General features: G+C 69.6%; 13 protein-coding genes. 6 read left to right on the forward strand and 7 right to left on the reverse strand.

The genetic code is table 11. From position 1 onward, the window contains the following. Positions 1–128: 128 nt before the first annotated feature. The 3 genes from NQ151_RS01550 to NQ151_RS01560 form a co-directional block, all read right to left on the reverse strand. On the reverse strand, positions 129–842 hold the full coding sequence (locus NQ151_RS01550) for a coenzyme F420-0:L-glutamate ligase (protein ID WP_257509764.1): 714 nt from the start codon (positions 840–842) through the stop codon (positions 129–131). Next, positions 842–2206 carry an RNA polymerase sigma factor gene (locus NQ151_RS01555; protein WP_257526801.1) on the reverse strand — a complete coding sequence of 455 codons (1365 nt, stop codon included), beginning with the start codon at positions 2204–2206 and terminating at the stop codon, positions 842–844. Before NQ151_RS01555 ends, NQ151_RS01550 begins: the two co-directional genes overlap by 1 nt. A 203-nt stretch (positions 2207–2409) precedes the next feature. Continuing rightward, a complete protein-coding gene (locus NQ151_RS01560; RefSeq protein WP_257509762.1) occupies positions 2410–3342 on the reverse strand; it encodes a proteasome assembly chaperone family protein in 933 nt (310 codons plus the stop codon). 83 nt (positions 3343–3425) lie between these two features. On the opposite strand from NQ151_RS01560, the gene NQ151_RS01565 reads away from it, so the two are divergent. The 3 genes from NQ151_RS01565 (at position 3426) to sucB (ending at position 8113) form a co-directional block, all read left to right on the forward strand. Next, positions 3426–4895 carry a leucyl aminopeptidase gene (locus tag NQ151_RS01565; protein WP_257526802.1) on the forward strand — a complete coding sequence of 490 codons (1470 nt, stop codon included), beginning with the start codon at positions 3426–3428 and terminating at the stop codon, positions 4893–4895. Further along, on the forward strand, positions 4895–6265 hold the full coding sequence (gene lpdA / locus NQ151_RS01570) for a dihydrolipoyl dehydrogenase (protein WP_257526803.1): 1371 nt from the start codon (positions 4895–4897) through the stop codon (positions 6263–6265). Before NQ151_RS01565 ends, lpdA begins: the two co-directional genes overlap by 1 nt. Before the next feature lie 78 nt (positions 6266–6343). Further along, positions 6344–8113: a 2-oxoglutarate dehydrogenase, E2 component, dihydrolipoamide succinyltransferase gene (gene sucB / locus NQ151_RS01575; RefSeq protein ID WP_257526804.1), complete on the forward strand. Its 1770-nt coding sequence runs from the start codon at positions 6344–6346 to the stop codon at positions 8111–8113. A gap of 12 nt (positions 8114–8125) precedes the next feature. Here the strand turns inward: sucB and NQ151_RS01580 are convergent, their stop codons facing one another. Beyond that, positions 8126–9490, reverse strand: a complete 1365-nt coding sequence (locus NQ151_RS01580; protein ID WP_257526805.1) for a hypothetical protein — start codon at positions 9488–9490, stop codon at positions 8126–8128. 119 nt (positions 9491–9609) lie between these two features. Between NQ151_RS01580 and NQ151_RS01585 the strand changes: the two genes are divergently transcribed. Next, positions 9610–10320, forward strand: a complete 711-nt coding sequence (locus tag NQ151_RS01585) for a DUF4191 domain-containing protein (RefSeq protein WP_257526806.1) — start codon at positions 9610–9612, stop codon at positions 10318–10320. Between the two features lie 223 nt (positions 10321–10543). Here NQ151_RS01585 and NQ151_RS01590 read toward each other — a convergent pair whose 3' ends face one another. Further along, on the reverse strand, positions 10544–10966 hold the full coding sequence (locus NQ151_RS01590; RefSeq protein ID WP_257526807.1) for an RDD family protein: 423 nt from the start codon (positions 10964–10966) through the stop codon (positions 10544–10546). Positions 10967–11096: 130 nt separating this feature from the next. On the opposite strand from NQ151_RS01590, the gene glnA (NQ151_RS01595) reads away from it, so the two are divergent. Next, positions 11097–12521, forward strand: coding sequence for a type I glutamate--ammonia ligase (gene glnA, locus NQ151_RS01595; protein WP_257509755.1), 1425 nt, complete (start codon positions 11097–11099; stop codon positions 12519–12521). Between the two features lie 150 nt (positions 12522–12671). Next, on the forward strand, positions 12672–13388 hold the full coding sequence (locus NQ151_RS01600; RefSeq protein WP_257526808.1) for an NADPH-dependent F420 reductase: 717 nt from the start codon (positions 12672–12674) through the stop codon (positions 13386–13388). A gap of 166 nt (positions 13389–13554) precedes the next feature. On the opposite strand, the gene NQ151_RS01605 is transcribed toward NQ151_RS01600, so the two are convergent. Beyond that, positions 13555–16554 carry a bifunctional [glutamine synthetase] adenylyltransferase/[glutamine synthetase]-adenylyl-L-tyrosine phosphorylase gene (locus tag NQ151_RS01605; protein WP_257526809.1) on the reverse strand — a complete coding sequence of 1000 codons (3000 nt, stop codon included), beginning with the start codon at positions 16552–16554 and terminating at the stop codon, positions 13555–13557. A 10-nt stretch (positions 16555–16564) separates the two neighbouring features. After that, positions 16565–17902 (reverse strand): type I glutamate--ammonia ligase, encoded by a 1338-nt coding sequence (glnA, locus tag NQ151_RS01610; protein ID WP_257509752.1) that lies wholly within the window; start codon positions 17900–17902, stop codon positions 16565–16567. Positions 17903–17923 lie beyond the last annotated feature (21 nt).

Consider the following 17923-nt stretch of genomic DNA (forward strand, 5'->3'; position numbering starts at 1 on the left):
CCGAGTGAGTACTCGGAGGCCGCGAGATCAGTCCGGACAGCGAAATCGCCCCCGCGAGCACGTGCTCACGGGGGCGATTCGGCTTACGGACGAATACCCACTCGACGCGAGCAATACTCACTCGGCAGTCAGGGTTTGCGGACGATGCCCAGCGGGGTGGACTGGTGGCCCTGACCCAGCGGGTTGTCGCGCAGGATGCGCACGAGCAGCGCCTCGCCGGCCTTGTCGAGGGTGGAACCCAGGACGTTGCCGCCGATGTCGTTGATGTCCACGACAGCGACGTCGGCGGTGCCGCCCAGCATCGTCTTCAGGTGTGCCGCGACCTCGCGCGGACGCTCCGGACCGAGCACGACCGCCTTGTTGAACGGCGGGATCGTGCCGCTCGTGGGCCCGTCGATGGCGCGCGCCTTGTCGCCGGCGATGCGGTAGAAGTCGCCCTTGCGCCCGAAGGCCTTCGTGACGGCTGCAACACCGGCGGCGAACAGGATGCGGGGCGTCCCGCACTCGCGCAGCGCCATCTCCATCGTCTCGGGCATGCCCAGGCCAATGCCGTAGGACGTCTTCGTGACGTACTTCGACAGGAACGTCGCGAGCTTGCGCGGCTTGACCGAGTCGATCGGGTACGACCGGCCCTGCGTGATCGCGACGATCTTCTCCGTCACGAACAGCAGGTCGTCGGGGCGCACCACATCGGCGGCGTATTCACGGATGAACGCGTCGAGGTCGTCGCCGGGCAGCACGACGCGGGTACGGATCGGAATCCGCTCGAAGGTGCTGCCGTCCACCGTGACGGTGAGGGCCTTGCCATCGTTCGGAACCGCAGACAGGGGGGCGTCGTTCATCACTCGAGGTAGTCCCGCAGCGACTGCGAACGCGACGGATGCCGCAGCTTCGCCATGGTCTTCGACTCGATCTGACGGATCCGCTCACGGGTCACGCCGAACGTGTCGCCGATCTGGTCGAGCGTCTTGGGCTGACCATCGCCCAGGCCGAAGCGCATGCGGATCACGCCCGCCTCGCGCTCGGAGAGGGAGTCCAGCAGCGACTCGAGCTGACGCTGCAGCATGGTGAAGCCCACCGCGTCGGCCGGGACGACCGCTTCGGTGTCCTCGATCAGGTCGCCGAACTCGCTGTCGCCGTCTTCGCCGAGCGGGGTGTGCAGCGAAATCGGCTCACGGCCGTACTTCTGCACCTCGATGACCTTCTCAGGGGTCATGTCCAGCTCGCGGCTGAGCTCCTCGGGCGTGGGTTCACGGCCCAGGTCCTGCAGCATCTGCCGCTGCACGCGGGCGAGCTTGTTGATGACCTCAACCATGTGCACGGGGATACGGATCGTGCGGGCCTGGTCGGCCATGGCACGGGTGATCGCCTGGCGGATCCACCACGTGGCATACGTGGAGAACTTGAAGCCCTTGGTGTAGTCGAACTTCTCGACGGCGCGGATCAGGCCGAGGTTGCCCTCCTGGATGAGATCCAGGAACTGCATGCCGCGACCGGTGTAGCGCTTGGCGAGCGAGACGACCAGACGCAGGTTCGCGCCCAGAAGGTGGCTCTTGGCACGCTGACCGTCACGGGCAACCCACTGCAGGTCAAGGCCCAGCTGCGACGACTTCTCGGCGGCCGACATGTGCGACAGCTTCTCTTCGGCGAACAGGCCCGCCTCGATGCGCATCGCCAGCTCGACCTCTTCGGCCGCGTTCAGCAGCGGCACCTTGCCGATCTGCTTCAGGTAGTCCTTGACCGGGTCGGCGGTGGCGCCGGTGATCTGCGTCGAGTAGACGGGGACATCGTCCTCGTCGTTGGACGAGATGACGATGGCGCCTGTCGGCAGCGGCTCAGTGAACGCCGGCTTCTTCTCGTCTTCGTCGTCGTCATCATCGGATGCCGCGTCGTCACCGGGCTTGGCCTTGGTGCGTGCCGGCGTGGCGACGGTTTCGTCGTCGGTCGCGTCGACTTCGAGATCGACCTCAACCTCTTCGAGTTCTTCCTCGTCGACCTCGTCGTCCGCGGCCTTGGCCTTGGTGGCCTTCTTCGCGGGTGCCTTGGCGGGCGCCTTCGCAGGTGCCTTCGCGGCGGCCGGCTTCTTGGCGGCGGGCGCGCGCTTGGCGGGCGCCTTCTTGGCCGGAGACGCCGTCGTCTCTTCGATCTCGGCTTCAGCGGCCGCGTTCGCCGGGGAGCGCGGGGTGGTCTTCGTGCCTGACGTCACGGTTCGCCTTTCACCGACGAACGATCGTCGGTTGGTTCTCGGACACTAGTAAGACCCTTGTCAAGTCCGTAGGGTTCCGCGGGCGGAGCCACGACCGGTCGACAACGGGTCAGGTCCTTCATTGTCTCATACGTTGCACGGACACCCGCACCGGGGCCGTACCGCACATACAACGTCGAGCGCAAGGAGCAAATTCCCGCGGTTCAGGCCAGGCCGCCGCCGCGTTTGTCGTCCTCGTTGCGCGGGCGGCTGGCCAGGAACCGCTCCAGCTCGGCGGCCAGCTCGTCGGCGCTGGGCAGATCTCCGGTGTGGATGATCGGCTGGCCGAGGTTGGAACCGGCCATGTAGGCGTCGTACCGCTCTTCCAGGCCCTGCAGCATGCGGGTGAGCTCGTCGCTGCCGGCGACCTGCTCGGTCACCTTCTCCACGAACTCGCGGTTGTCCTCGCGCAGCTCGTCGCCGTCGAAGACCAGACCGGTCGCGACGGTGAGGCTGTCCAGCGCCGCGAGCGCGGCGGCCGGGTACTCGGTGTCGGCCAGGTAGTGCGGCACCAGCAGCACGAACCCGGACACGCGTGCGCCGGACTGCGCGAAGCGGTACTCCAGCAGGTGGCCGACCGTCGCCGGCACCTGGGTGTGCGGCTGCCACACCGAGTGGGCCTCGGTGAGCTCCGCGCGCGTGCCGCTGACGGTGGTGCCCAGCGGCCGGGTGTGCGGCACCGGCATCGGGATCGAATGCACCCAGGTCACCGTCGAGACATCCAGGCCTTCGGCCAGTCCCAGCACGGTCTCCGAGAAGGCATCCCAGGCGAAGTCGGGCTCGTACCCGGCCAGCAGCACGAACGGCTGACCCACCGCGTCGTGCGCGAGCGAGAGTTCGAGGCGCTGCGGGCGGTAGTCGGTGAGGTGGTCGGCTTGGAACGCCACGATCGGGCGGCGGGCGCGGTAGTCCAGCAGCGCGTCGTTGGAGAACGAGATCACCGGCGCCGGCTCCAGATCGGTGCGGAAGTGCTCGATCACGCGGGCCACGGCGCCACCGGCATCCGTGAAGCCGGTCAGGGCGATCACCAGGGGCAACCCGGCAGGCACGGGCGGCGCGGACGCGACGCGCTCGTAGAGAGGTCCGGCAAAGGGCATGAACCAACTTTACGAGTCGGTTCGCACCCCTCGGCCGTCTCGGCTCCCGCTGACAGCGAACACGCCGAACCTAGGATGGGGGAATGCCGTATCCCGAGCTCGCGCACAGCACCCGTCCGCTGACCGAGGCGCAGGCAGATGCCCTCGTCCTCGCCCTCCCCCCGCTTGATGCGGCCGCCGAGGCGCTGGACGCCTGGCCCGGCCTGGCATCCGCGCTCACCGCCCTCGCCTTCACCGGCAAGCCGGGCACCCAGCAGCGGGTGTTCCTCCCCGAGATCTCCGACGTTCCGGTGATCGTCGTGGGCACCGGCGCAGACCCGGATGCCGCCGCGGTGCGCGACGCCGTCGGCGCGGTGGTGCGCACGGCGACCGGATTCGCCACCCTCGCCGTCGCGATCCCGCTGGCCCCGCAGCTGTGGCGGGCCGCCGCGGAAGGCGCGGTGCTGGGCGGCTACAGCTTCGACAGCTACAAGACCGACTCCGGCAGCGCACGCGCCGGCCGCGTCGTGCTTCACACCCCGCAGGACGTGACCGACGCGGAGCTGGCCGCCGTCACCGCCATCGGCGATGCCGCAGCCCTCGTCAAGGATCTCGTGAACACCCCGGCGGATTGGCAGTCCCCCGCCGACTTGGCTGCCAGCGCCGAGGCGGCCGTGACCGAGCTTCCGATCACCGTGACCGTGCTGGACGAGGTGCAGATGGCGGAGCAGGGCTTCGGCGGCATCCTCGGCGTCGGCAAGGGCTCCGACCGGCCGCCGCGCTTCGTGCGCCTGGACTACGCCCCCGCCGGCGCCGACCGTCACATCGCCCTCGTCGGCAAGGGCATCACTTTCGACACCGGCGGGCTCTCGCTCAAGCCCGCCACCAGCATGGTCGGCATGAAGTACGACATGTGCGGCGCCGCGGTCGCGCTGGCAGTCGTGCGTGCCGCCGCCGTGCTGGAACTGCCGGTGCGCGTGTCGGGGTGGCTGTGCATCGCCGACAACATGCCCTCCGGGCGCGCGACACGCCCGGGCGACGTGCTGCGGATGCTGGACGGCACCACCGTCGAGGTGCTCAACACCGACGCCGAGGGGCGCCTGGTCATGGCCGACGGACTCGTCGCCGCAAGCCGGGAGCGTCCCGACGTGCTCGTGGACATCGCCACCCTCACCGGGGCGATCATCGTCGCACTCGGCACCCGGCACACCGGCGTGATGGGTGAGGATGCCGCAGTGCAGGCGTTCCTCGCCGCCGCCGACCGTGCCGGTGAGCCGGCGTGGAGCCTACCCCTGCCGGAGCACATGAAGGAGGAGCTGGACTCCCCCATCGCCGACCTGCAGAACTCGAAGATCGGCGATTCCGCCGGCGGTTCGATGTTCGCGGCGCTGTTCCTGCAGCACTTCATCGGGCCGGTGTCCGACGAACCCGACGCCGCGCCCATCCCGTGGGTGCACCTGGACATCGCCGGCTCCGGCTGGAACAAGGGGTCGGGCTTCGGCGCGACAGACAAGGGACCCACCGCGGCGGCGGTGCGCAGCCTGATCGAATTCGTCGCGGCGGGAGGTCGCTGATGGCCGAACACACCTCGGATGTCGTCATCCTCGGCGGTGGCAGCGGCGGCTACGCCGCGGCGCTGCGGGCGGCGGAGCTGGGTAAGAGCGTCGTGCTGATCGAGAAGGACAAGCTCGGCGGCACGTGTCTGCACCGGGGCTGCGTCCCCACGAAGGCCCTGCTGCACGCCGGCGAGGTCGCCGACTCCGCCCGGCACGCCGCGTCCGTCGGCGTGCTGGCCACGCTGGAGGGCGTCGACATCGACCGGGTGCGCGAGTACCGCGAGGCGATCGTGGCGAAGAAGTTCAAGGGTCTCGAAGGTCTCATCGCGACGCGCGGCATCACCGTCGTCGCCGGCACCGGACGGCTGACCGCCGACCGCGCCGTGCAGGTCGGCGACGACCTCTACCGCGGCGGCGACGTCGTGCTGGCGACCGGTTCCTACAGCCGCACGTTGCCGGGGCTGGAGATCGGCGGCCGCGTCCTCACCAGCGAGCAGGCGCTCGAGCTCGACGAGATCCCCGGCCGCGTGGTGATCCTCGGCGGCGGCGTGATCGGCGTCGAGTTCGCGAGCGTGTGGCGCTCCTTCGGTGCCGAGGTGACCATCGTCGAGGCACTCGATCACCTTGTCCCCACCGAGGACGTCGCCCTGAGCAAGACGCTGGAGCGGGCGTTCCGCAAGCGCGGCATCGCCTCCCGGCTCGGTGTGCGGTTCGCCGGCGCGACCCAGACCGCGGATGCCGTGACGGTGCGGCTCGAGGACGGCACCGAGATCGAGGCTGACTACCTGCTCGTGGCCGTCGGTCGTGGTCCGGTCACCGAGGGCCTCGGGTTCGAGGACGCCGGCGTCACGCTGGATCGTGGCTTCGTGATGGTCGACGAGCAGCTGCGCACCGGCGTGGCGGGCCTATGGGCCGTCGGCGACATCGTGCCGGGCCTGCAGCTGGCCCACCGCGGCTTCCAGCAGGGCATCGCGGTGGCCGAGCGCATCGCGGGGCTCTCCCCCGCCGTCGTCCCCGACACGCAGGTCCCCCGGGTCACGTACAGCAGCCCCGAGGTGGCATCCGTGGGCCTGAGTGAAGCGGCCGCGCGTGAACTGCACGGCGACGCGGTGGTGGCCTACGAGTACAACCTCGCCGGCAACGCCCGCAGCGAGATCCTGGGCACCGCCGGCATCGTGAAGGTGGTGCGACTCTCCGATGGGCCCATCCTCGGAGTTCACCTGGCAGGAGACCGTGTCGGCGAGCTGATCACCGAGGGCCAGCTGGCCGTCGGATGGGAGGCCCACCCGGAGGACATCGCACCTTTCGTGCATGCCCACCCCACCCAGAGTGAAGCGCTCGGCGAGGCATTCCTGGCCCTCGCCGGAAAGCCGCTGCACGCGCGCTGACATACCCGGCCGCCGGGGCAACTAAGCTGGACGAGAATTCGCCATCAATGAATTCGTCATCATAAGGAGACAACGCCCATGAGCACTTCCGTGGTCCTCCCCGCGCTCGGCGAGAGCGTCACCGAGGGAACGGTCACCCGCTGGCTCAAGCAGGTCGGGGACACGGTCGAGGCGGACGAGGGTCTGCTGGAGATCTCGACCGACAAGGTCGACACCGAGATCCCCTCCCCCGTCAGCGGCGTGATCCAGGAAATACTCGTCCAGGAGGACGAGGTCGTCGAGGTCGGCGCGGTACTCGCGAAGATCGGCGACGGCTCTGGTGCCGCCGCCCCCGCTGACCAGGCCCCCGCGGCTGAGACGCCCGCCCAGACCGAGGCGCCCGCCGAGGCACCGGCCCCCGCTGAGGCTCCGGCCCCGGCTCAGGCAGAAGCGCCGGCTCCGGCCGAGCAGCCTGCCGCCGCGCCGGCGAGCTCATCGGATGCCAAGGACGTGCTGCTGCCCGAACTCGGTGAGAGCGTCACCGAGGGCACCGTGACCCGCTGGCTCAAGCAGATCGGTGACGACGTCGCCGTGGACGAACCCCTGCTGGAGATCTCGACCGACAAGGTCGACACCGAGATCCCGGCTCCGTTCGCCGGCACGCTGGTGGAGATCCTGGTCAAGGAGGACGAGACGGTTCAGGTCGGCGCTGCGCTGGCCCGCATCGGCTCGGGTGCTCCTGCCGCCGAGGCTCCTGCTGCTCCTGCCGAGGCTCCTGCTGCTCCTGCCGAGGCATCCGCTGCTCCTGCACCCTCCGCCGAGGCGCCCGCCGCCCCGGCCCCGGAGGCAGCTCCCGCTCCCGCCGCAGCCCCGGCTCCCGCCGCTGCACCGGCTCCGGCCGCTGCTCCGGCTCCCGCTGCCGCTCCGGCTCCGTCGCTGTCGCTTGCCGCGGACGACGACTCGCTCACCTACGTCACGCCCCTCGTGCGGCGCCTCGCTCAGCAGCAGGGCGTCGACCTCGCGAAGGTCAAGGGCACCGGCGTGGGCGGTCGCATCCGCAAGGAAGACGTGCTCGCGGCAGCCGCTCCCGCTCCCGCCGCCGAGGCTCCGGCTCCTGCGGCAGCCCCGGCTGCTCCGGCGCTCGAGGTCTCGCCGTTGCGCGGCACGACCCAGCCGATGTCGCGCCTGCGCAAGGTGCTCGCCGAGCGTGCGGTCGCCTCGATGCAGCAGACCGCTCAGCTGACCACCGTCGTGGAGGTCGACGTCACGAAGCTCGCGACGTTCCGCGACCAGGTCAAGGGCACGTTCCAGGAGAAGACCGGCGACAAGCTGTCGTTCCTGCCGTTCTTCGCCCTGGCCGCCGCTGAGGCGCTCAAGGCGTTCCCGGTGATCAACTCGACCGTGGACGGCGACAAGATCGTCTACCCCGCGACCGAGAACCTCTCGATCGCCGTCGACACCGAGCGTGGCCTGCTCACGCCGGTGCTGCGCGACGCCGCGGACAAGAACCTCGCTCAGATCGCCCACGAGATCGCCGATCTCGCCGCTCGTACGCGCAACAACAAGCTCAAGCCCGACGAGCTGGCCGGCGGTACCTTCACGCTGACCAACACCGGGTCGCGCGGCGCGCTGTTCGACACCCCCGTGGTGTTCCTGCCGCAGACGGCCATCCTCGGTACCGGCACCGTCGTCAAGCGTCCGGGCATCGTCTCGGTCGACGGTAAGGATGCCATCTCGGTGCGCTCCTACGTCTACCTCGCACTGTCGTACGACCACCGTGTCATCGACGGCGCGGACGCGGCTCGCTTCCTCGGTGCGGTGAAGTCGCGCCTGGAGACGGCGGACTTCGAGGGCTCACTCGGAATCTGAATCTGAATCCACTCATGGCTGATCCGCGACGTCGTAGGCGTCGCGGATCAGCCATTTCTGGTCGGTCTCGACAGTGACCAGCAGCCGGTCCGGCGCACTCCCCGCCGCTGGGGCCGACACGCGCAGCACGGCGACTCCCCCGTAGTCATCCACAAGCACGATCTGGCGCTCGCCTGCCGGGAGGCTCAGCACGCCGTCGATCACCGGCCGGCCGGGCATCTCGCGCAGCGCGTCCCGACACCCCTCGTCTGCGCAGGCGGATGCCGCGCTCAGCAGCCCATCGGCGATCGCCACGGGGTCGGTGGCTGCTGCCGGATCCGGCGCGGGCGCGGCCGCAGGCCCGTCCGGCGCTGGCGTCGCTTCCGCCGTCGCTGCGGTGGACGGCTTGGCGGCAGGCGGCGGCGCCGAGGACCCGGCCGATGACGGTTCGTCCGCAGGCCACAGCAGCCCCGCGCCCAGTACGACCGCCGCCACCGCTGCGCCGGTCAGCAGCGGCGCACGCCGCCGCACGCGCACGGTAGGCGGCTTCGGATCGCTGGCCTCCTTCAGCGTCCGCGGCGAGGCTTTCGTGACCCGCGCCGCTCGACGCTCGGCCCGTCGCGCGCGGCGCACCGCCCATCGCTCCCGCAGGTCCTCACGCGCGCCCAGCACCCGATCGGCCACCTCGGTGTCGACGTGCCGCTCGATGGTGGCACGCAGCGCCGATCGCGGCGCGGGCGTCTCGGCGCGCAGCGCGGTGGCCACCGACCGGGCGCGGGCGGGCGCCAGCACCGTCGTGATGAGCGGGGTGGGCGCTGCGGCGGCGAACAGCGCGTCCTCCGCCTCCGCGAGGTCGGCACGAGGGTCGGCGACCGCGTCGAGTGCTGCTGCCAGGGCAGTGGCCAGCTCACCGCGTGCGTGTTCTCGCAACAGGGCCAGGATGCCGCGCGCGGCATCCACCGCCGACGCATCGCCGCCCAGCGCCAGCACCGGGCGCCCCTCCTCGGTGAGCCACCAGTGTCCACACGGCGCGTCGCCGGCTTCCGCGGTACCGCGCAGCACGCTCACCGCGACGGTGACGCACTCGCCCGCAGCCAATTCCGCTCCGGCCTCGGCCCGCGATCGCAGCAGGTCGTCCAGGCGCTGTTGGCACAGCGCAAACACCGCCTCCTGCCCGCCGGCGGTGCGCACGATGTCGACCGGAGTCAGCAGGTGGCGGTCGGCTGCGGCGCACCACACGGCGGTCTCCTGTAACAACGTCACGTCCACGTGCAGGGTGGCGCGCCCGTCGTCTTCGCGCACGATCGCGCCCGGCCACGGCGTGCCGTCGCTCACGACGCGCACCACCGTTCCGCTACCGGCCGGCGGCGCGGCGGCGGCGTGTGCGCGGGTGCTCATCCGACGAGTCTGCGCGGCACCGGCCGAACCCGGGAAGGCGGGATGCGGCATCCGGGGATACGCTCCGAGAACTGCACACTGTGCAGGAGTCAGGGCGCGCTCAAAGGTAGGCTGGGGGTATGGCAGCACGCACGCCCGCACCCGAGAAGCGCCCGGGCTTCTTCTCCCAGCTCCGCTCCCTCTTCGTCTTCACGAAGCAGGCCTACCCGTGGCTGGCGTGGGTGCTCATCGGGATCATCATCCTCGGCATCGCGGCGGGTATCGGAATCGGATTCCTCGTCCCGCCGGTCGCCGTGTGGAGCGTCATCCTCTGGGGCATCAGCGGCCTCATGGCCGGCCTCCTCGGCGCGATGATCACCATGACGCGGCTGTCCACGCGCGCCATGTACCGCAAGATCGACGGCATGCCCGGCGCTGCCGGCCACATCCTCTCGTCGGGTCTCGGGCGCAACTGGCAGGCGAACGAGATGCCGGTGGGGGTCAACCCCAAGACGCAGGACGCGGTGTACCGGGTGATCGGTCGCGGCGGTGTCGTCATCATCGGCGAAGGCGCACGCGGTCGGCTCACGCGGCTCGTCGCCGACGAACGCGCCAAAGTGCAGCGTGTCGCCTCGGGCGTGCCCGTCACCGTGCTCTACATCGGCCACGGCGCGGATGAGGTCCACATCTCCAAGCTGGCATCCACCATCAAGAAGCTGCCCAAGAAGATCGACCGCGCCACGATGGCGGCCGTCATCAAGCGCGTCGACTCCGTGTCGAAGTCGGTGACCTCGCTGCCGATCCCCAAGGGCATCGACCCGACCAAGGCACGCGCACCGCGCCCTCGCTGACGAGTCGGGCTGGGCCGCTACGCGGGACCGGGCGCGGCTGGGTCGTCACGAATTGCCCTGTCGCGTGGCCGCAGGGGTGCGGACGCGACGACCGAACGCGACCGGCGGGAGCTGGGTCGTCACAAAAGGACCCTCGGGCGTGCCGAGGGGTGCGGATGCGGCGACCGAACGACCGGCGCTAGGGGCCAGGCTGGGTCGACACGATGCGGCGCGGCCGTCCGCGCTACGCGGGAACCAGCACGGTGCCGGCAACCTTGTCGTGCAGACCGCGCTGGTCGGCATCCCAGATCGCGGCCGGGATCACGACGATCAGCAGCAGCGTGCGCACGATCGGCCGCCACAGTCCCGGCCAGCCCCCGGTGACCAGGTTGACCCGCATGCCGAGCAGGCGGTGGCCAGGGCTGCCGCCGATGGTCGGGATGAACAGCACCTGCACGATCGCGAAGATCGACAGGATCAGCAGCGAATCCGCCGCGTAGTCGCCCGTGGTCACCACCGTGATGGCGACGGCGATGACGTATGCGCTGATCCAGTCGATGAACAGCGCTCCCACACGGCGCCCGAGGCGGGCGATGCTGCCGGAGCCGGTGGCGGGAAAGCCCAGTCGCTCCCCGGGGTAGGCGTTGTCGATCGGGGTTTCGGGCACATCCCAAGCCTAACGGCCTCGCGTAACACGCCCGAAACGTCGGGGATACTGCGGAGCAACTCCCTCCGACTAAGTTCGTAAGTGCCCGTCCCGACGGGTCCCGACACCAAGCCCCACCTTTGGAGAACGCATGTTCCGTGATTCATCCGAGGTGCTGAAGTTCATCAAGGACGAGGACGTCAAGTTCCTCGACATCCGTTTCACGGACCTCCCGGGTGTGCAGCAGCACTTCAACATCCCTGCCTCCACGGTCGACGAAGAGTTCTTCACCGTCGGTCAGCTCTTCGACGGCTCGTCGATCCGCGGCTTCGCGAACATCCACGAGTCCGACATGCAGCTGATCCCGGACGTGTCGACGGCATACCTCGACCCGTTCCGCGAAGCGAAGACGCTGATCATGATCTTCGACATCTACAACCCGCGTAACGGCGAGATCTATGCCAAGGACCCGCGCCAGGTCGCCAAGAAGGCTGAGAAGTACCTCGCCTCCACCGGCATCGCCGACACGGCGTTCTTCGCCCCCGAGGCCGAGTTCTACATCTTCGACGACGTGCGCTACGAAGTGAAGCAGAACACGAGCTTCTACCACGTCGACTCCGAAGAGGGCGCCTGGAACACCGGCCGTGCCGAGGAGGGTGGCAACCTCGCCAACAAGACCCCCTACAAGGGTGGCTACTTCCCCGTCAGCCCCGTCGACAAGCAGGCCGACCTGCGCGACGACATCAGCCTGCGGCTCATCGACGCCGGGCTGATCCTGGAGCGCGCGCACCACGAGGTGGGCACCGGCGGCCAGGCCGAGATCAACTACCGCTTCGACACCATGGTGCACGCGGCTGACGACATCCTGAAGTTCAAGTACATCGTCAAGAACACCGCGCTGGAGTGGGGCAAGGTCGCGACCTTCATGCCCAAGCCGCTGTTCGGCGACAACGGCTCGGGCATGCACACCCACCAGTCGCTGTGGCTCGAAGGTAAGCCGCTCTTCTACGACGAGAAGGGCTACGCGCAGCTGTCCGACCTCGCGCGCTGGTACATCGGCGGCATCCTCGCCCACGCGCCGGCGCTGCTGGCGTTCACCAACCCGACGCTGAACTCCTACCGTCGTCTGGTGAAGGGCTACGAAGCCCCCGTCAACCTGGTGTACTCGGCCGGTAACCGCTCCGCTGCCATCCGCATCCCGATCACCGGGTCCAACCCCAAAGCCAAGCGTGTGGAGTTCCGCGCGCCGGATGCCTCGGGCAACCCCTACCTCGCCTTCGCGGCGCAGCTGATGGCCGGTCTGGATGGCATCCAGAACCGCATCGAGCCGCACGAGCCGGTGGACAAGGACCTCTACGAGCTGCCGCCCGAGGAGGCCAAGAACATCCCGCAGGTGCCGAACTCGCTGCTGGACTCGCTGGAGGCATTGCGTGCCGACCACGACTTCCTCACGCGCGGCAACGTGTTCACGCCCGAGCTGATCGAGACGTGGATCGAGTACAAGATCGAGAACGAGATCAAGCCGCTCGCCGCGCGCCCGCACCCGTTCGAGTACGAGCTGTACTTCGGGGTCTGAGCGGCGCTGACGCCACGACCGAGCCCCGGCTCTCCCGGCTTCTCCGATGAGGAGCCGGTGAGAACCGGGGCTCCGTCGCGTAAGCTGGCGGGTTCTGCCGGTCGCGCCCTCCTTCGCGGTGCGACCTCGCCCGACTGAGACGAGACCACCATGAACACCCTCGGAATTATCGGCAGCGGAAGTATCGGCGGAGCGATCGCGCGGCTCGCCGTCGGCGCAGGGATTCCCATCGTGATCGCCAACTCCCGTGGACCGGAGAGCCTCGCTGACCTGGTTCGCGATCTCGGTGACCTGGCCACCGCCGGCACCGTGGAAGAAGCCGCCGCGGCCGGCGACGTCGTCGTGCTCTCCGTCCCGCTCACTGCCGTCAGCGACGTGCCACCGAGTCTCTTCGACGGAAAAGTGGTGCTCGATACCAGCAACTACTACCCCTACCGCGACAGTCGTATCGCCGAGCTGGACTCCCATGCCGTGACGACCAGCGAACGGGTGCAGCAGCACTTCGCCGGCGCGCACGTGGTGAAGGCGTTCTCCAACATCCTCGCCCACCACATCCCGCTGCTGGCCCGCCCTGCGGGCGCGACGGACCGATCCGCGCTGCCGATCGCCGGAGACGATGACGAGGCGAAGCAGACGGCCGCAGAGTTGATCCATCGGCTGGGCTTCGACACCGTCGACGCGGGTGCCCACCGCGACAGCTGGCGCTTCGAACCCGAAGCGCTCGCATACACCCGCCTCTACCTGGCCGACCCGACCGTACCCGCGGAGAGCATGCTGTCCGCCCCCGCCGCGCCCGTGGGCACCGACCGCGTCGTACAGGCACTGCGCGATGCGCAGCGAGTGAGCGTGGCCGACCGCCAGTTCTAGCAGGTGGCGGTCAGCCCGCAGTAGCCCAGGTGGCAGTTCGTGCCGCTCGCACGCGGGTGAAGCGACCACAACTGCCACCTGAAGCGGATGCCTGATGGTTCAGGTGGCAGTGCGTGCCGCTCGGACGCGGGTCAAGCGACCACAACTGCCACCTGAAGCACCGGGCTCACCCGTAGAAGAGCTTCTCGAACACGCGCCGGGCGCGCCGGGTGGCGCCGAGGTAGTCCTCTTCCACCCGGGTTGCCGAGCGCGGCGGGTACTCCAGCAGCCGGCCGATGCCGTCCAGGCGCCGGCGGTCGGCGGGCAGGATGTCGCTGGTCTGCCCCGACAGCAGCGTGTTCGCCGAACGCAGCCGGCTGGACAGCCGCCACGCGTGCGCGAGCAGGTCGGCCGCGGCATCCGGCACGAGCCCCGCGTCGACCGCAGCCTGCAGCGCCGCGATCGTGGAGGTCGTGCGCAGCCCCGCCAGCTCGTGGCCGTGCTGCAGCTGCAGCAGCTGTACGAGCCACTCCACGTCACTGAGCGAACCGGGTCCCAGCTTGAGGTGACGCGTGCGGTCGGCGCCCTGCGGGAGACGTTCGTTCTCGACCCGCGCCTTGATGCGCTTGATCTCGCGCACCGCCTGCGGATCGACGGATGCCGGATAGCGCACGTCGTCGGCGACCTTGGTGAAGGCCTGGATCAGCTTTGTGCTGCCTGCGACCCCCCGCGCCCGCAGCAGTGCCTGCGCCTCCCATGACACCGACCAGCGGCGGTAGTACTCCGCATAGGCGTCCAGGGAACGCACGAGCGGCCCATTGCGCCCCTCGGGACGCAGGTCGGCGTCGAGGTCCAGCGGCACGCGGTTGTCCTCGGAGTGGTTACGCAGGCCGGCGACGAGCTTCAGTGCCAGCTCGTGCGCGCGCTGCGCGTCCACGCCGTTCGCCCGGTAGACGTAGATCACGTCGGCATCAGAGCCGAACCCCAACTCCGCTCCCCCGAACCTGCCCATCGCGATGACCGAGAAATCAAGCTCGGCGTCCTCGGGCGGCACGACCTCGCGGCGGACGGCGCGCAGCGTCGCCTGGATCGTGACCTCGGTGACCGTCGTCAAGGCGTGGGCGATCTGCTCGATCGTGAGGTCTTCCAGCATCGACGCCATCGCCAGGCGCAGGAGCTCGCGCCGGCGGAGGGCCCGCACGGCCCGCATCGCGTCCTCGATCGAGGTGTGCCGCGCCTGGATGGCGCGTGCCTCATCCTCCAGCACGACGCCGGCACGGGGCCGCAGCTGCTCACCGGAGTCCAGCCATGCCACCGACTCGGGGATCCACTCCATCAGGTCGCCGACGTAGCGCGAGCCCGACAGCACACGGGTGAGTCGCTCGGCCGCTCCCGAGGAGTCCCGAAGCATCCGCAGGAACCACGGGGTATCCCCCAGCCGCTCGCTGATGCGCCGGAAGGCCAGCAGCCCGTAGTCAGGGTCCACGCCGTCCGCGAACCAGCGCAGCATCACCGGCATGAGGTGCCGCTGGATGGCCGCCTTGCGGCTCAGCCCGCTGGTGAGAGCGCCGATGTGACGCAGCGCCCCCGCCGGGTCCTGAAATCCGATGGCCGCCAGTCGGTCGTGCGCCTGCGCCATCGACAGCGTCTGCTCTTCGGCGGGCAGCGCCGCCACCGCCGACAGCAGCGGCTTGTAGAACAGCCGCACGTGAATCTCGCGCACCTCGCGCTTGACCGACTCCCACAGCTTCCAGACCCCGTCGCCGGTGCCGGCGAGGTGCGATGCGCGGGCCAGCTCCCGCAGCCCCTCGGGGGTGCGGGGCATGAGGTGCGTGCGGCTGAGCCCTCGGAGCTGCAGGCGATGCTCCAGTACCCGCAGGAGGCGGTAGTCCCGCGAGAACACGGCGGCATCCGCCCGCCCGATATATCCCTCCGCGACGAGCGCCTCGAGCGCGTCGAGCGTGCCCCGCTGCCGGATGGCCTCGTCGGCGAGGCCGTGCACCAGCTGCAGCAGCTGCACGGTGAATTCGATGTCGCGGATGCCGCCGGGGCCGAGCTTCAACTGGTAGGCCACCTCTTCGGCGGGGATGTGCTCGGTGACCCGCTCGCGCATGCGCTGCACGCTGTCGACGAAGTTCTCGCGCGCCGCGCTGGTCCATATCTTCGGTTGCACCGCGTCGACGTAGCGGGCGCCCAGCGTGGCATCGCCGGCGAGCGGCCTGGCCTTCAGCAGCGCCTGGAACTCCCAGCTCTTGGCCCAGCGGTCGTAGTAGGCCAGGTGTGAATCGAGGCTGCGCACCAGGGCGCCCTGTGTGCCCTCCGGGCGCAGGTTGGCATCGACCTCCCACAGCGGCGGCTCGATCTCGACGCTGGAGATGCCGCGCATCGTCAGCACCGCCAGCCGCGTCGCGATGTCGATGGCGCGGCTCTCGCTGAGCTCACTGAGCATGTCGTCGTCGGCGCCGCCCACGAAGATCACATCGACGTCGCTGACGTAGTTCAGCTCCCGTGCGCCGGCCTTGCCCATCCCGATGATCGCCAGCTGCGTCGCCGCGACATGCTCCCGCGAGAACAGTCCCGGGCCGGTGGGTCCGCTCACCCGCGTGCGCGCGACGCACAGTGAGGCCTCCAGGGCGGCCCCGGCGGCATCCGCCAGCGCTGCCGCTACGACCGCGAGCACATCCTCGGGGGCCGGGCTCAGCAGGTCGAACACCGCGATGCGGGCGAGCATGCGGCGGTAGCGCACCCGCAGCGCGACCCACGCATCGTCGTCACCCGTCGCGGCGAAGCCGTCGAGCGCGCCGACCGACTGCAGCAGGCTCGCGCTCAGTTCGTCGGCTGTCGGGAGGGTCTCGGCGGTGGCCGGCAGGTGGGTCAGCTCGGGTGGATGCCGCAGGAAGAACTCCCCGAACCCGCTGGAGGCGCCCAGCAGCGCCCACGCGGAGCGGGCGGACGCGCCGGGTGCGAACAACGCCCGCACCGGTTCAGGGTCGCGCCTGGCGATGCGCGCGAACGCCTCGAGCGCACCGCTCGGGTCGGCGGCGACATCCGCATCGGTGACGATGAGCGTCCGGTCCACGCCGAGCGTCTGCTCCAACTCGGCGAACAACCGGTCCGCGTCGTCGAGGCGGGTGAAGCCCCGGCGTGCCAGGTCGGTGAGAGCCGACGAACGTTCATTCGTGGCCATACGCGGGGGTCTAGAGCATCTCCAGGTTGCTCTTCAGCTCGAACGGCGTGACCTGGGAGCGGTACTCCTGCCATTCGCGACGCTTGTTGAGCAGCACGTAGTTGAAGACCTGCTCGCCGAGAGTCTCGGCGACCAGCTCGGATTCCTCCATGCGCTCCAGCGCGCGGTCGAGGCTCGCCGGCAGCGGCGGGTAGCCCAGGGCGCGACGCTCGGCGTCGCTGAGCGACCACACGTTGTCCTCGGCCTCAGGCGGCAGCTCGTAGCCCTCTTCGATGCCCTTCAGGCCCGCAGCGAGCATGAGTGCGTACGCGAGATACGGGTTGGCCGCGGAATCCAGGCCGCGGTACTCCACCCGCGACGACTGGCCCTTGTGCGGCTTGTACATCGGCACGCGCACGAGAGCGGAGCGGTTGTTGTGGCCCCAGCAGATGAAGCTGGGGGCCTCGTCGCCACCCCACAGCCGCTTGTAGGAGTTCACGAACTGATTGGTGACCGCGGTGATCTCGGGTGCGTGGTGCAGGAGCCCCGCGATGAACTGGCGGCCGGTGCGGGAGAGCTGGTACTGCGCGCCCTCCTCGTAGAAGGCGTTGCGGTCGCCCTCGAACAGGGACATGTGCGTGTGCATGCCGCTGCCGGGCTTGCCGCTGAGGGGCTTGGGCATGAACGTGGCATACACGCCCTGCTCGATGGCAACTTCCTTGACCACCGTGCGGAACGTCATGATGTTGTCCGCGGTGGCCAGGGCATCGGCGTAGCGCAGGTCGATCTCGTTCTGACCCGGTCCACCTTCGTGGTGGCTGTACTCGACCGAGATGCCGAGGTCTTCGAGCATGCGGACGGAGCGGCGGCGGAAGTCGTGCGCCGTGCCACCGGGGACGTTGTCGAAGTAGCCGGCGGAGTCGACGGGCTCGGGGCCCTCGGGGCCGTACGAGGACGACTTCAGAAGGTAGAACTCGATCTCCGGATGCGTGTAGAACGTGAATCCCGCATCGGCGGCCTTCGCGAGCGTGCGCTTGAGCACATGCCGCGGGTCGGCGACCGCCGGCTGTCCGTCGGGGGTCGTGATGTCGCAGAACATGCGAGCGGTGGGGTCGATCTCCCCGCGCCACGGCAGCACCTGGAACGTCGTCGGGTCCGGGTGGGCGAGCAGGTCCGACTCGTAGGAGCGGGTCAGCCCCTCGATGGCGGAACCGTCGAATCCGAGGCCCTCGGTGAAGGCGCCCTCCACCTCGGCGGGTGCGATCGCGACCGACTTGAGGGTCCCGATGACATCGGTGAACCACAGGCGGACGAACTTGACGCCGCGCTCCTCGATCGTGCGCAGTACGAAGTCACGCTGCTTGTCCATCGCCATCCCTCCGGCGGGTGT

Origin of the sequence: Microbacterium sp. zg-YB36 (genome assembly GCF_024623575.2) — a bacterium.
In the GTDB taxonomy this organism is placed as follows: Bacteria; Actinomycetota; Actinomycetes; order Actinomycetales; family Microbacteriaceae; genus Microbacterium.